The organism is Algibacter sp. (assembly GCF_029245835.1).
Classification (GTDB): domain Bacteria; phylum Bacteroidota; class Bacteroidia; order Flavobacteriales; family Flavobacteriaceae; genus Algibacter_B.
On the sequence record NZ_JAQWOO010000081.1, the window covers coordinates 18,715 to 34,337 of the forward strand.

Annotated in this window: 10 protein-coding genes and 1 tRNA gene; 2 read left to right on the forward strand and 9 right to left on the reverse strand. The window is 34.1% G+C overall.

Going from position 1 to position 15,623, the window contains the following annotated elements:
* Window positions 1-99: 99 nt before the first annotated feature.
* Window positions 100-2,097 carry a glutamine--tRNA ligase/YqeY domain fusion protein gene (locus P8K68_RS13175; RefSeq protein WP_300251839.1) on the reverse strand — a complete coding sequence of 666 codons (1,998 nt, stop codon included), beginning with the start codon at window positions 2,095-2,097 and terminating at the stop codon, window positions 100-102.
* 100 nt (window positions 2,098-2,197) lie between these two features.
* On the opposite strand from P8K68_RS13175, the gene folB reads away from it, so the two are divergent.
* Both folB and P8K68_RS13185 read left to right on the forward strand, forming a co-directional pair.
* The gene (folB, locus tag P8K68_RS13180) at window positions 2,198-2,560 is read left to right on the forward strand and encodes a dihydroneopterin aldolase (protein WP_300251841.1); all 363 of its coding nucleotides are present in this window, start codon (window positions 2,198-2,200) and stop codon (window positions 2,558-2,560) included.
* A gap of 115 nt (window positions 2,561-2,675) precedes the next feature.
* A tRNA-Cys gene (locus P8K68_RS13185) sits at window positions 2,676-2,746 on the forward strand.
* A 190-nt stretch (window positions 2,747-2,936) separates the two neighbouring features.
* On the opposite strand, the gene P8K68_RS13190 is transcribed toward P8K68_RS13185, so the two are convergent.
* From P8K68_RS13190 to P8K68_RS13225, 8 genes are all read right to left on the reverse strand, one after another.
* On the reverse strand, window positions 2,937-3,626 hold the full coding sequence (locus P8K68_RS13190) for a LysE family transporter (RefSeq protein WP_300251844.1): 690 nt from the start codon (window positions 3,624-3,626) through the stop codon (window positions 2,937-2,939).
* 127 nt (window positions 3,627-3,753) lie between these two features.
* Window positions 3,754-5,133 carry a T9SS type A sorting domain-containing protein gene (locus tag P8K68_RS13195; RefSeq protein WP_300251846.1) on the reverse strand — a complete coding sequence of 460 codons (1,380 nt, stop codon included), beginning with the start codon at window positions 5,131-5,133 and terminating at the stop codon, window positions 3,754-3,756.
* 424 nt (window positions 5,134-5,557) lie between these two features.
* Complete coding sequence (locus P8K68_RS13200) at window positions 5,558-8,860, reverse strand: VCBS repeat-containing protein (protein WP_300251847.1); 3,303 nt, start codon at window positions 8,858-8,860, stop codon at window positions 5,558-5,560.
* Between the two features lie 175 nt (window positions 8,861-9,035).
* Window positions 9,036-9,920: a glycosyl hydrolase family 17 protein gene (locus P8K68_RS13205; protein WP_300251849.1), complete on the reverse strand. Its 885-nt coding sequence runs from the start codon at window positions 9,918-9,920 to the stop codon at window positions 9,036-9,038.
* Between the two features lie 2 nt (window positions 9,921-9,922).
* Entirely contained in the window at window positions 9,923-12,277 is a 2,355-nt protein-coding gene (locus P8K68_RS13210; protein ID WP_300251851.1) for an MFS transporter, read from the reverse strand.
* Between the two features lie 246 nt (window positions 12,278-12,523).
* Window positions 12,524-13,438, reverse strand: coding sequence for a glycosyl hydrolase family 17 protein (locus tag P8K68_RS13215; RefSeq protein WP_300251853.1), 915 nt, complete (start codon window positions 13,436-13,438; stop codon window positions 12,524-12,526).
* 88 nt (window positions 13,439-13,526) lie between these two features.
* Window positions 13,527-14,144, reverse strand: a complete 618-nt coding sequence (locus P8K68_RS13220) for a hypothetical protein (protein ID WP_300251855.1) — start codon at window positions 14,142-14,144, stop codon at window positions 13,527-13,529.
* A gap of 47 nt (window positions 14,145-14,191) precedes the next feature.
* Window positions 14,192-15,622 (reverse strand): MFS transporter, encoded by a 1,431-nt coding sequence (locus P8K68_RS13225; protein WP_300251857.1) that lies wholly within the window; start codon window positions 15,620-15,622, stop codon window positions 14,192-14,194.
* Window position 15,623: the final 1 nt, after the last annotated feature.

The window sequence follows — 15,623 nt, forward strand, 5'->3', positions numbered from 1 at the left end:
TAGTTTTAGTTAGTAACTAAATATACAAAAAAATAAATACTACAAAAAATCATTACCGACTAACACTAGCTTAATAAACACATGAAACTTAATTGATTTCTAAGAAATAGCTTTTGCTTCTTCTACTAACAAGGCATTTTTATCTTCTAAAGCTTTAGCTATAAAATCGTTTATGGCGTCGTTTTTTTCTAAGCCATTTTTTAATAAAACACCAAGCGTAATCATTGTGATAATACGTGTCCCTGATTTTTTTACTGACGTATTAAACAATGGTTCAACTTCATCATAACTTACGTTTTTAGCTAATTTTTGGAGTTCTACTTTAGCTTCAGCTCGTTTATCGTCTGGCAATCTATCATACTTTTTACCATAGGATTTTATTTGCTCGATAGCAGACCTGTTATTTTGTTGTGGTTGTTTTTGCTGGTTTTGATTTGTGGTTTGTTGCGGCTTAACCTTTGCCCAAGTATCACGCAATCCAACGGTTTTGTTGAATACTAATTGATCTGAAGTAGAGTCGTCATCAACATTAAAATAGCCTAAACGTTGAAACTGAAATCTGTCTCCTATTTTAGCATCTTTTAAACTTGGCTCAACAAAGGCTTCAATAATTTTTAATGACTTTGGATTAATGAATTCCATAAAGTCTTTATCAGGATGACTGTCTGGTGCTTCATCTACAAATAACCTGTCGTATTCTCTAACTTCAGCTTTTTCAGCATGGGCAATAGATACCCAATGTAGTGTCCCTTTTATCCTTCGTTCAGTAGCTTCAGAATAGGTGCAATGTATTTCAGTAATATGTCCATCAGCGTCTTTTAAAACACTTTCCGCTTTAATGATGTAGGCATTTTTAAGACGCACTTCACCGCCTAGCTTTAATCTAAAAAACTTATTGCTAGCTTCTTCTTTAAAATCTTCTTTTTCAATGTATAATTCCCGTGAAAAAGGCACTTTTCTAAAGCCTGCACTTTCATCTTCTTGATTATTTTCAGCATCCAGCCACTCTACCTTATCCTCAGGATAATTAGTAATTACAAGCTTTACAGGATTTAAAACCGCCATAACACGAGGCGCTGTTTTGTTTAAATCTTCACGAATACAGAATTCTAAAAGCGATACATCAATAATATTTTCTCGCTTCGCAACGCCAACAGTTTCTACAAATTTTCTGATGGCATTTGGCGTATAGCCTCTTCGGCGTAAGCCAGAAATTGTTGGCATTCTTGGGTCGTCCCATCCATTTACAACACCATCTTCAACCAATTTAAGCAACTTACGTTTGCTCATAATGGTGTAACTAAGGTTTAAACGGGCAAATTCGCGTTGCTTTGGCCTTAATTTGTCTGCATCGACAACTTGGTCCAAAAACCAATCATAAAGCTCTCTGTGAGGCTTAAACTCAAGTGAACATAGCGAATGTGATATTTGCTCTATATAATCGCTCTCACCATGTGTCCAGTCATACATTGGGTATATACACCAATCATTAGCTGTTCTGTGATGATGCTTTTTTAAAACACGATACATAATTGGGTCGCGCATTAGCATATTAACATGTTGCATGTCTATTTTAGCGCGTAAAATATGCTCACCTTCATTAAACTCACCAGCTTTCATGCGTTCAAATAAATCTAAATTCTCTTCAATACTTCTATTTCTGTAAGGCCCATCAATACCTGGTTGGGTTGGTGTGCCCTTTTGTTCAGCCATAGCTTCGCTAGATTGAGAGTCTACATAAGCTTTTCCTTCTTTAATTAAATAGACTGCCCAATCGTATAATTGTTGAAAATAATCTGAAGAAAATAATTCCTTATCCCATTTATACCCTAACCAAGCAATATCTTCTTTTATCGCATCTACGTATTCTTGTTCTTCTTTAGCGGGATTAGTATCATCAAATCTTAGGTTTACAGGCGCATTATAATACTCACCCAAACCAAAACTAATACCAATGGCTTTAGTGTGCCCTATATGTAAATACCCATTTGGTTCTGGAGGAAAACGAAAACGAAGGCTGTTTTTAGACATCCCGTTTGCTAAATCTTCTTCTATAATTTGCTCAATAAAATGGAGTGATTTTCTTTCTTCAGACATAAAATAGGTTACTGTGCGGGATGAGCTCAATAAAAACCAACCCATTAAACAAAAATATTGTACAAAATTAGGTAATTTTGCTGACTTAAATTGTTTGATAATGGGAATTATAAAAGTTGAAAATATTCGTGTATTTGCGTATCATGGTTGTTTGAAAGAAGAAACTAAAATAGGTAGCGATTATCGGGTTGATTTAGAGGTTAAAGCCGATTTACAAACCTCAGCAAATACAGATAAACTAACTGATACTGTTGATTATGTGTTTTTGAATCGCGTTATTAAAGAAGAAATGGATACTGCTTCTCATTTACTAGAAACTGTGGCTAAACGGATATTAAATAGAATTTTTAATGAAGATACACTAGTTAAAAAAGCAACGGTCTGGGTTAGTAAACTTAATCCGCCAATTGGTGGTGATGTTGAAAGAGTCACTATAAAAATGACTGATAAACGTAAAAAGTGATTTTAAATAAGAAAAAGTCACAATTTTTTATACATTTGCAGCAGATTTTGGCAATCATTTGAAAATCTTGTTTTAGGAGGTTTTTAAATTCCATCTGAAATACTAAAAAAATTATGGCGTCGTGGCCGAGTGGCTAGGCAGAGGTCTGCAAAACCTTCTACAGCGGTTCGAATCCGCTCGACGCCTCAAAAGCTTTCAGTTATTCTGGAAGCTTTTTTTTGTTTAAATTTTTATAAAAAATTAATTAAAGCGAAGCAAAACCTTCAATCTAGATTTTTTTTCGAATCCGTTCGACGCTTCAATGAACATTCAAGTGTTTCTTAAAAGTCCTTTCTATGATAAATTTTTATAAAATAAAGTATGGTTGAACTTATCCTTAAAATTTTTCTTTTATGGGGCTTATTTTTTCCAACTTCTCTTTGTTCTTCTCATAAGCTTCTGGAAAAAGGCCTTGAACGAATAATAAAATCCCAAAACCTAGTATGACTATAGCAATAACTTTTTTGGTTTTAAAAATGAGCCGTGGCGTTAATTTCGCTTTAAGCCTTTTGGCAATTACTATTTTAACTAAATCTGAAATAAAATAAGATGCTAGCATTGAAATTATAAAAATGATACCACCATGTTCTGAAGTTGTTAAAGAATCGCCTAATACAATAAACCCTAGCCAACCTAATAAAACTCCAATATTTATGAAATTAAGGAGAAAGCCTTTAATAAACAGTTTTCCGTAGTCTTTTTGAATTTCGACTTTATGATATTCTTTTACTATAGATCTGAATGATTTTGATGTTTTTACAAAGGAAATAACACCATAAACTATTAATAAAACACCTCCAAAAATTAAAAAACTAGGGTCGTTTCCAATTTTTCCTCTTAAATTATTAGTACTGTAAAAAGCGATGACTATAAAGATAATATCTGCTAGAATAACACCTAAATCAAATATTAAAGCACTCCTAAACCCTTTTGTTGCACTTGTTTCCAAGAGCACAAAAAATACAGGCCCAATAGTAAAGGCAAGTATAATGCCGAAGGGTATGGCTGTTAAAATATCATCAAACATAAGATGTAATACTTTTATACAAAGTAAAGAAATATTTAAAACCTATAGAAGCTTCAACCTAACAAATAAAAAAAGCGCGTGATATAAAATCATGCGCTTTTTACAAACTTCTAAATAAATTAATAAACTATCTTTTAACTAGCTTTAAGCTACTCATGCCTTGAGCGGTTTTTACTTGAGCAAAGTATAATCCTGTTTTTAAACTAGAACCATTAATTGTTGCTTCTTTTGTATTTGGCGTTATCGATAATACGCTTTTACCTAACACATTAAAAACTGTAATTGAAGTTATATTAGTGGTTTCTGTTTTAACTGTCCAGCTATCTTGTGTTGGGTTAGGAAAGATTTTAAATTTAGCTAAATTATTATCATCAACACTTGCAGTAGCTTCTGTATAAAAATAGATGTTATCCAAATAAATATCCCCAAAAAGCGGTCCTGCCTGACTAAAGATAAGTTGTGAAACCTGAGTTCTAGCTGCCGTAGGATTCTCAACAAAATCGGTAAAAAGAGCGTCTATTGAGTGCCATTGGTCAGTAGCTAATCCGTTTACATCAAAGGCGTCTCTTATGTTAACAGCCCCACCAGCTGAATAATCTTGTACGATAACTTGAAAAATAGAGCCTTCAATTGGTGTACCATTAAAATAAATATCCATGTGTATGTGTGTAAACGCAGATAAATCTATTGGCTGAACAGCTCCATCAGCAAAATACTGGTTTTGAAAACCACCTCCTGCGAGAGGAGTAATTAATTCTAAAGTATTGTTAGATTCTACTGTTATACCGTTTAATGTGGCTCCTGCAAAAACTTGAGTCCCGTTTGAAGGTGGAGGAGTGGTATATGCATCGCTATAAATTGATAAAACATCAGCTTGATCTCTAGCAGGGGTTGTTGCGGCGGTATCTGGAGGACCAGGACAATCTGGACAACCACCTGTACCTCCACAATCTATACCTTCTTCATCACCATTCATAATGCCATCAGTACACGTGGGTGCAGGATCTGCAACAACTTGAATATCATCTATAGCATAATTTCCATTAGGACCATCTACACCAGCATCTATAAAAATTCTTAGTTGCGTCATATTTCCAAGAACTCCGGGATTAATAAGAATTGTTTGTTCAGCATCACCAGTTGTTGTAAAAGGTACTTCATGGGTACCAGCAGAAGTAGTCAATCTGATTCTGTGCGTACGAACTTCCATTTCGGGTAGCGTAGATAAAGGATCCATTGTAAAACTAATTGTGTTATTTAGCTCCATTGAAAGATCAACAACATCTCCTCCAGTAAAGTCAATAAAAGCGTTGTCCCATGCTCCTGCATTGCCAAAAAGCTCTAATTTTTCAGTAGTTACATTAATTGTAGCAGCTCCCAAATTAGGATCTGGGTTGGCAGAATCCCATGTGAAGGCCTGTCCAGGATCACTAAAATCTAAAGGCAATGTTTGAGAGTATCCAAATGACATAGTCAAAAGGATTAATAATAAAGTAATTTTTTTCATAATGAATTGTTTTAATTAATAATTTTTATTGAACTTATTTAGTAATTTCTTAAATTTAATGAGGTTTTTTTGATTTTTATTCAAAACGAACCGCAACAAAAAACATACATATCAAAAAAAACAATGTATTGTTACTAATCTTTCAATAAGACTTGTTTTTATAATGCTTTTAAGCACTTTTATAACATTTCGATATTATTAAAAGTGTTGAGAAAAGGGCGCTTGTAGTGGTAATGTAGTGGTAGAAAATTAAAACGGAAGGAGTTTTATAAACAAGGACTATGCACTATGAAAAAAAAATTAATAAAATTCAGGAAAAAGAACTCCAACCCTATATTTTTTTTGGTTTTATAGTAGCACTAAAACTATTATAACATTGTATTTCAATGCCTTAAAAGTTAAAAAAGATACTCCATTGAAACTGTTATTTATTAAGATTATATATTGAAATAGCCTCATTATTATTTGTAACAAAAATTACATTTTTGTTTTCTTTCTTTAAAACCTTAATATCTCTACTATCGTAAGGCAAATTGTATCCACTCTTTATAGGGTCTATATATTCGAAATTATTATTACCATCTCCAAGAAGTATTGCACCAATACCAGCATCATACCGAGTGGTTTCGACCTCAACACCAAAATGATTCCCTACGGTTAGAATGTCCTTGTTTCCATCGCCATTAATATCTATAACCAACGAGGATTTAATAGGTGCTATTTGTAATTGTTTAGGCAATACTTGTCTTTTTAAAGTACCATTATCGTTAATTAAAAGAATACTTTCGAAGCTTTCTATTTCATAAACTACGGCATCGCTTACTTTATCTTCTGGCAATATATCAACCAAATTAGAGGATGCAAAACTATGGTAGTCTTTAAACTTTTCTGCCACATAAGGCATTTGTTGGCTCGTACATTCCCGCCCTCTCACGGGCACATAATCATCTTTATAAAATTTTGCTAAAACAATATCATTGGTTCCGTTGTTATCAAAATCATTAACATATAACTTAAAAGGATGTTCCTTGGAGGCTTTAAATTTATTATTTAAACCAAGATTTCCAATAATGTAATCCTCATCTCCATCGTTATCTAAATCACTAGCTGTAATAGACCACCAAATACCCCTAGAATTCTTAAGACCAAAATCTTCTGACCTATTAATAAATTTTCCGTCTTCATTTTTTAAAACTTCTATATTCATCCATTCGCCAACAATTATAAGGTCGTCATCTTTATCATTATCAATATCTGTAAAAACCGCATCTGTAACCATACCCATATGTTCTATACTTGGAGCAGTGTCTTTTACAGATTTTCTAAATTTGCCTTCGTCATTAATAAGAAAATAGCTGCTAGGAGGGAAGCCGTATTTTCCAGAGATTAGTCGGGTTCCAACAAAAATATCTAAATCGCCATCTTTATCTATATCCGATACCTTTATACACTGAGAGCTTTCAAATATATTTGGTAAGGCATTATTACTTTTGGTAAAGTCTCCAGAGCCATTATTAATATACAACCTGTCGTTTAACAACGGGTTTCCTCTTTTATACTCGCTTCCTCCACTGGTTACATATAAATCTAGGTCTGCATCATTATCTATATCAAAAAAAACGGCTTGTAGGTCCTCAGATGCTTTGTCTAATTGCCAAGGTTGTGATTTACTCTCCTCAAAAACACCTTTAGTATTTTGAAGGTATAACCTACCGCTTTGTCCAGCAGCACCGCCAATAAATAAATCTTCAGTACCATCTGAATTTACGTCTGCGATAGTGGTAAAAGGTCCGTTTTGTGAGACATTATGGGGTAATAAAACCTCTTCCTGATATTCATCGTATTCATTTTCTATATGCGTAAAAGTGATTCCAAGATCTGAAGGTTCAATTCTTGATAATATTGACTGAGTGTCGTTTACGTTAGTTGATTTTTCACTTTTTATCGCTTTAGAGTATTTTGCAGTTATTTCAATATTGGCGCTTATGTCTTTAAATACATTCGTCTTTCCGTCTGGCCAAAAAACTTCTATTTTATCAACTTCTACATCTTTACCCAATCCGAAAAACAAACCTGGTTCTACTGAAGATAAATAGCCTCTGGAAACTGTATTTTCCAAAACCTGTATCTTACCATTATGATGAATTTTTGCTTTTGCCCCATAACCAAATGTGTTGTTTTCTGAGCCTTCTAAAGAAATCTTTAAAAAATTACCTGTTGCTTTGTTTTCATAAACAAAAGCAGACCTTTCCATATTATTTATAACAACATCTAAATCGCCATCATTATCTAAATCACCATAAGCCATACCACTAGAAAAACTAGGTGTATCAAAACCCCAGTCTTTGGTCACTTTATCAAATTCTAAATTTCCTTTATTTTTATAAATATAATTTGAAAGCGGAACAGAAGGGGCCTGTTTTGACATAGCAAAAAAATCTTGTGACCCTGTTTCTAGTTTTTCATTTATTATGGTTAAAAAATCATTATTCCTCACGTCCTTTTTAACGCCATTGGATATCATAATATCTTTTAATCCATCGTTATCCATATCCACTAATAAGCCTGCCCAACTCCAATCTGTTTTCGCGATTCCTACCATGTTTGATATATCAGAAAAATTCTTACCATTCGTGTTAATTTGCAAGGTATTTGTCATATACTGATGATGCCCGCCAAGATCAACCATTTGATTAAATTTTTCTGAACTCATTGAGCCCATATTGGTTTTAGACCTGTAATGATCTGCAGCAGCCATATCTAAAGTAATTAAATCTGTAAATCCGTCATTATTAACATCGCCAGTATCTGTACCCATGCTAAACTGTGAAATATGTTTTAGCTTATCATTAATAACATTTTTAAATGTCCCATCACCATTGTTATAATACATGAAATCGGGTCCATCATAATCGTTGGAAACATATAGATCTACCCAACCATCATTGTTAAAATCGGAAGCACTAACACTTAATCCATAAGCTAATTCACGAGATATACCTGCTTGCTTAGATACATCGTAATACTTTCCATTCTCATTTTTATATAATTTATCTGAATAATAAATTTCGCGCTCTTTAGGAATATTAATATAACGCATGTACAATCTTGCATCTGGAAGCTGATTGACTTGATACATATCTAAGTCGCCATCATTATCCATATCAAAAAACACGGCTTGTGAAGAAAAACCGGCATCAGCCAATCCATAAGCCATAGCAGATTCTGTAAATGTAAGATCTTGATTATTGATATATAGTTGATTTTTTCTGTCGTCTGGAACCATAGACTCTCCATTTCTGCTAACATATATATCCAGATAACCATCTGAATTTACATCTGCCATAGTAACACCCCAAGACCAACCAGAATTTCTTGCCGCTCTAGATTTTTTGGTGATATCTTCAAACTTAAAGTCGCCTTTATTTAAATATAACCTATCTGATACTTGGTTTCCACAGAAAAAAATATCTGATAATCCGTCGTTATTAATGTCGCCTATCGCTACTCCTGCACCACTATAAATTTGATTGTAGTATAAATGATTTACTTTTTGTGACTCCTTAATTGCATTATTAAAATCAATTCCTGTTTTTTCAGAATCAAGCAATGCAAAGCCTCCTTTAAGTGTTTCTGGGTGAAGATCTCGAGATGGACCACTTTCACAAGAAACCGTTAAAATAAATAGAAAAAAACTTATTTTAAAATAAACAGAATTTATATTCATGCCATTAGTTTTATATAAATTGAAGACATTTCATTTAAAATGAAATTATTTTACTAAAAATATGAAATTCTATATCTTTATGTAAAGAATAAAAAAAAAGATTCGAATAACTTACAAAAACGAGCTTTGGATGAAAATTTAAACAAAAGAAGGCTCTTTTTTTAATTTAGATGGTTTAAAATTTTAATTTTTCATCTTTATCCCATAAACCCCAATAAGCACCAACATCACCTTCTGCGCCTACTTTCCATGATTCATCAAAAGATGAAAAATAAAACATATCAATATCATCTGCAGAAGACCATACTTGTGAATTTATAAAATATTTCAAAGCATTTTTATGTGAGGGTACAGCGCCTTGAAGTCCTTCGCCAAACGAAGGCCATCCTGTTTCGGTAATAATGACCTTTTTCCCATGTCCAGCGTCTTTTGCTTGATTATACATATCACGCATATAAACTAATGCGTATTCCTGACTACAACCTTCCCAATACGGGTAACAATTAGCCAAAATAACATCGCAAGCTTCGGTAATTCTTGGTCTGTGGCTAAACTCATAATAAGCGTCTACATAACCCATAGGAATTTCTGGAATGGCTTCTTTAACTTCATACATAAAAGCCAATAGCTCATCTTCTGTTAAGTCATTTCTATACATCACTTCATTCCCTACAGCAGCAATATCTACATAACCCTCCTTTGCTAACTTTATTAGTCCTGCTATTTCTTTTTTATTAATCTCTGCATCATCACCTAACCAAGCGCCAACCAAAGTTTTAATACCAAACTCTTTGGCAATTCTAGGGATAGCCTCATTTCCATCTGTACAAGAAAAAGATCGAATCCATTTTGTATAGGGTTTAATAATTTTCATTCGACGCCTAATCTGTTTCTCGGTAATTTGTTCACCCGGTTCTTGACCCTCTTCATAAGGGCTAAAACATAAGCCATGCATCCCGCCTTTTAATACTCTTTTGAAAAGGTTATTTAGCCCTTTGGAGGTTTTATTATCTAAATTTAATCCTGCTAAAGATTTTATCCTATCTTCTCTATACGACATAATTAGCTGTATTTTGGTTTTTCATTTTTATCCCATATTCCCCATCGCTGTCCAACATCGCCTTCATGATGTACTTTCCAAGACTCATCAAACGAAGAAAAATAAAACATACCTATATTATTCTCTTGAGCCCAAGATTTCGCTTTTATAAAGTATTTCATGGCGTTTTCCTTTGAAGGTACTGCGCTATTTGTACTATCCCCTTTATTTGGCCAACCTGTTTCAGAAATAATAACTTGTTTCCCATTGGCTAAGCTTTTTGTAAAGGTATACATTTGCTTTAAATACGCCAATGACTTGTTTATATCACAACCTTCCCAAAATGGGTAACAATTCACTAAAATTATGTCACAAGCCTCTATAAGTTTTGGATGGTCATTATATTGATAATATGCATCCACATAACCGACAGGAATATCTGGTAATGCCTTTTTTACTCTATAGATGTAAGCCATTATTTCATTTTCAGATAAATCATTTCTAAGCAAAACCTCATTACCAACCACTGCAATATCTACATGTCCATTTTTTGCCAAATCAATTAACGCTTTTATCTCCACTTCGTTTTTGGCTTTATCCTTTCCAATCCAAGCACCAACCATTGTTCTTATGCCGCTTTTATGAGCGACAATTGGAATAAACTCGTTCCCATCAGTACAAGAAAAAGAACGTACCCATTTGGCATAAGGCCTAATAATTTCCATTCTTTGATGTATTTGATTTTCTGATAGTTGATCTCCAATATTCTGATCTTCTAGGTATGGACTAAAACATAACCCGTGTAAGCCATTATTTAAAGTATCTTTAAACAAACTTTTTATTTCAGCTTGTGATTTTGAAGAGAAATCTATATCGTTATCTGAATCTAGTTCTATATTTGAATAGGATAATAACTTGTCTATTTGATAATATGATGACACCTCTGGTATAATAGCTTCTTGACGTGTATCAATTTCAGCGCGTATTTCATGAGCACGTTCTTCTGTAATATCATAATTTCGCATCACATACATGGCAAGAAGCGTTCCTATCATGGGAAAAAAACAAAAGAAGGCATGAAGTCCATCAACCGCAGATTGTTGATCTGTAGTAGCCAGGTCTGGATTAAATCCAACAATAGCAATAATAAGTCCACTCAATCCTCCTGCAATTGCAAAACCCACTTTAACCATCCACCAGTAAATCGCGCCAAATATACCTTCTCTTCGTAAACCCGATCTTAATTCATCAATATCGATAACATCAGCAGTCATGGACATCATTATGGTAAATAAGCTACCTATTCCGAAGGAAAAAAATGGAAGTGCAATAATATACAACCATGGTTTACCTGGAACAAAAAGAAACCATAGCATGACGTACCCTATAACCGAAATTGCCTGAGATACCATGAACGCTTTTTTCTTTCCCATAACCTTAGACATGCGAGCGACAACTGGTATAACAAGAAATGTAGTCCCCAATGCTCCCAAAAACCCAAATAATGACACCCAAATACCGCTAGCAGCAGCATCGCCATTAAACAGTTTATATACAATGACAAAAAAAGTAAGTGCTGCAACGGTATTAAACGCATTATATACTAAAAATGTAGCGGCACACAATTTTCTAAATTCCTTAATTTTCAATGCCTCTTTAACAGTTGTATAGAAAATCTTCTTCAAACTTCGAACAACATCCATAAAGCTCAAGGGCTCAAAATCCTCATTTAAGGTAGACTCACTTTTAATGAATATTGCAGGAACCATGGCACATATGGCACAGGGTATAGCAACCCATACTGCCAATTGCCTCACCGCTATTTCTGCAGACGGGAACCATTCTGGATCATACATAATAATCCAAAATAAAGGCGCTATAACCCAAGCCCATTGCCCAATCCACTGAGCAATAGCCATGATATTGGTACGTTCATGAAAGTCATCACTCATCTCGTAGCCCATGGCCACGTAGGGCACACTAAAAATGGTAAGTCCTAAATAAAAGACAACAGACCACAAAAAGAAATACCAAAAATTGAATTGTAAGGAATTTCCCCTAAAAAGTTGCCACATAAATATGTATGCAATACCCATCACCAATCCTCCAATTAAAACATATTGCCTTCTTCGGCCCCATTTTGATTTTGTGTTATCTGAAATATAACCCATTATTGGATCTGTGATGGCGTCAAATATTCTTGGAAAAAAATATACAAGAGCCCACATCCACCCGGGAAAACCAAGGTCTTGTACTAACACTACCATAAAAATACTTAGTATAGCAGGAAACATTTGGTTGGCAAGCATACCCACTCCAAAAGCAACTTTCTGCCCAAAAGGAACTTTGTTTTTTGAAGCCGTATTAATTGTTGACATAATTTATTGTTGACATAATTTAATATTAGTTAATTGACATTTGTTTTTTATAGTATTGAATACAAAACATTTAAAAATCGGACATTACCGTTTTATATAATCGACTTGTTTGTAGTACAAAATGAAAACTTAATTTAATTTTTTTGCTTTTGAAAGCCACTACAACACATGTCCAACAATCTTATAATAAAAAAATTGCAATAAAAATTAAATTTGAAGGTTTTTGCTTTTAATCTGAATTAGCCCTTAGAACTTTAAGTTCTCATGTTTATCCCAAAGTCCCCAATAAGCACCAACGTCACCTTCATCTCCAGTTTTCCAGGATTCGTCAAAAGATGAAAAATAAAATATTGGGATATCATTATCCTTGGTCCATTTAACGGTATCTATAAAATATTTCATAGCAGCGTCTTCAGAAGCTATAGCACCATCGAGACCTCCGCCTTCACTTGGCCAGCCTGTTTCGGTAATAATAATAGGTTTCCCTTGAGCGGCATCTACAACAGAACCATACATAGCCTGCATATGTCCTAAAGCATACTCGATAGGACAGCCTTCCCAGTAAGGATATAAATTTGCCAAAACAACATCTGTACTCTCAACTAGAATAGGATGTCTTGAAAATTCGTAATAGGCATCTACATAGCCTACCGGAATATCTAATCCCGTTAAAGCATCTTTAACTCGATTAATATACCCGACTAATTCTTCTAAAGTCAAATCGTTGCGATATAGCACTTCGTTACCAACAGCAGCAACATCCACGTGGCCTGCTTTAGCAAGTGCAATTAACCCTTCTATTTCCCTTTCGTTATCGTCTTTATCATCACTAAGCCATGCTCCAACCAAGGTTTTAAGACCATGCTTTTTTGCCATAATTGGTACATATTCATTTCCTTCAATACATGAAAACGATCGGATAGCGCCCACATAAGGTTTTAATATTTTAATACGTTGCTCAACTTGTTCCATACTAATATCATCCCCCGGAGATTGTCCTTCCTTGTACATACTAAAGCATATACCATGAAACCCATCTTGCATCGTTTTATGCCATAATGCTTTTAACTCTTCTAACGAATAATCAGAAAGGTTTATCCCTTGAGTAGCTATTTGACTGTGTCCACTTCGTTTATAATATGACTCTTCTCTATAAGACATTTTTTAATATTTTATTTATATGATTTTATAATTATCAAATTGACAACTTGATTCTTGAATAATGCGTTAATAATAAGGCTACCTGACTCTAAAAAACTCCTCTACAATTTTTTCTTGCATATATTTTTATTCTATCTACCTCTTTTGCTCCAGTTGGTATTTCTTCAAGTTGTAATCCAGGATAGTTTTCTTCTTCCTTCCATTTTGCTATAGTGTTACTGAAAAATGATGACGCTTCTGAATTTGCTTCATAAATAATCAAATCATAAGCTTCACCTTTATCGCCTCCGAAACGTGTCACAACTTGCCATTCTCCATCTCTTTTGTAAGAGGTGTTGGTGTGATCTGATTGTGGGTAATAACGGTCGTCTGTTGGGCGAATCAACACCCAAATATCATTTTCATTGGACTCAGGGTAAACGCCCATTGTTAAAATCCTACAATCCACAGAATCTTTATCCACCGGAGAAACAACTTTTACAGAATTTACTGGTCCGCTAATCTTTAACTTATTTCCAGTTGAAACTTGTTCAATTTGAGTATTATAATTAACAAAATCTGACGAATAGCTCCCATATATCATCATTAAAACACCAAGGATTCCCAAAGGTATCACTAGCTTACCTGAGCTACTTTTTTTACTAGCTAGTAGTGCAATTAAGATAAATAAAACTCCTATTATTAATATTATTATTTTGGCTGACATCTTACTTTTTTTTTAGTTATTTAAATCTATTTAACTATGTATCATTGTTATAACACGCCTCTTCTTTCTTCTAATTGAGCCTTGATATCTTTTGCTCTTTCTTCAGAGAGACTGTATTTCCACATAATCCATATAGCCAAACCAGCTGTAACAACAGGTATAACTATATCTGCAATTCTTAATTTTGTCATGGTATCCACTGTCTGTGTAGCCGCATTCCCGTCAAATCCAATAAGCTTTAATACCAAACCTCCTAAAACAAGGGCTAATCCTTGACCAAGTTTTACAACCCACCAGTATAATGCACCAAAAGTACCCTCTTTCCTTGGCATGCCGTTAACGAGTTCATCTAAATCACAAACATCGGCAGTCATACTCATCATTAGAGTAAATAAACTTCCTAAGCCAAATGACATTAGAGGTATTGGAATAAAAGAAAGCCAAATATTATCTGGAGTAAAAGCCCACCACTTCATAGCATAGCCAACTATAGAAAGAGCAGTTGAAATAATGAAAGCCTTCTTTTTTCCCCATTTTTCAGCCATTTTTGATACAATTGGAATCACTAAAAACGCTGAAACCAATGCTCCAATAGAGCTAAACCAAGCTGGCCATGTTGATGTGGCTTCATAGCTTCCATTAAAAATATAAAAAACAAAAATGAAAAAACTGAAGGAAGCCACAATTTGATACCCGTTAAATATTAAAAAAGTAGCACCACATAATTTCATAAAAGGTTTGTTTTTTACAGCCTCTTTTATACTCACTAATAAATCTTTTAAATTAGTAAATACCGTCTTAAAACTTAATTTCTTTCTATTGCCCATATTAGCAGAATCCATACCTCTACAAAAAATAGCTGGTAAAAGTCCTAGAAATAGACAAGCGATTCCAACATACATCGCCATTGTTCTCACGCCTTCGGCTTGATTGCTGAAAAAACTTGGATCAGCAATAATTACCCAAAACCAAGGGACAATTACCCAAGCTAGAAGACCTACTGTTTGCGAAAATGCCATTAAACGTGTTCTTTCATTATAATCAGAAGTCATTTCGTAGCCTAAGCCAACCAGAGGTGTAGCAAACATGGTATTTCCAATAAGAAAAACCATTGACATAATTAGAAAGTACCAAAAATTATAATCTGCTGAATTATTTTCATCAAGTTGCCAAAGAAGTACAAACGTAATGGCACTTAAAATACCTCCAACTAAGATATACGGTCTACGTCTTCCCCATTTAGAACTTGTATTATCCGAAATAAATCCCATAATTGGGTCGGTTACCGCATCAAAGAATCGTGGTAATCCACCTAAAAGTCCTGCCAGAAATGGATCCATCCCAAAAGCTGTTAGCAAGAAAAACATGAAGAACCCTAATGCTCCAGGATATAAGTTCAAAACCAAATGGCCCGCTCCAAAAGCTGCTTTTTGACCAAGTGGTACTCTGTTTGCTGTGGTTGTTTTTACATTTGGCATA

Coding starts and splice junctions, on each gene's coding strand:
- P8K68_RS13215 (WP_300251853.1), bottom strand. CDS start 13,438: ATGTCTTATAGAGAAGAGTCATATTATAAACGAAGTGGACACAGTCAA.
- P8K68_RS13210 (WP_300251851.1), bottom strand. CDS start 12,277: ATGTCAACAATTAATACGGCTTCAAAAAACAAAGTTCCTTTTGGGCAG.
- P8K68_RS13200 (WP_300251847.1), bottom strand. CDS start 8,860: ATGAATATAAATTCTGTTTATTTTAAAATAAGTTTTTTTCTATTTATT.
- P8K68_RS13190 (WP_300251844.1), bottom strand. CDS start 3,626: ATGTTTGATGATATTTTAACAGCCATACCCTTCGGCATTATACTTGCC.
- folB (WP_300251841.1), top strand. CDS start 2,198: ATGGGAATTATAAAAGTTGAAAATATTCGTGTATTTGCGTATCATGGT.
- P8K68_RS13195 (WP_300251846.1), bottom strand. CDS start 5,133: ATGAAAAAAATTACTTTATTATTAATCCTTTTGACTATGTCATTTGGA.
- P8K68_RS13220 (WP_300251855.1), bottom strand. CDS start 14,144: ATGTCAGCCAAAATAATAATATTAATAATAGGAGTTTTATTTATCTTA.
- P8K68_RS13205 (WP_300251849.1), bottom strand. CDS start 9,920: ATGTCGTATAGAGAAGATAGGATAAAATCTTTAGCAGGATTAAATTTA.
- P8K68_RS13225 (WP_300251857.1), bottom strand. CDS start 15,622: ATGCCAAATGTAAAAACAACCACAGCAAACAGAGTACCACTTGGTCAA.
- P8K68_RS13175 (WP_300251839.1), bottom strand. CDS start 2,097: ATGTCTGAAGAAAGAAAATCACTCCATTTTATTGAGCAAATTATAGAA.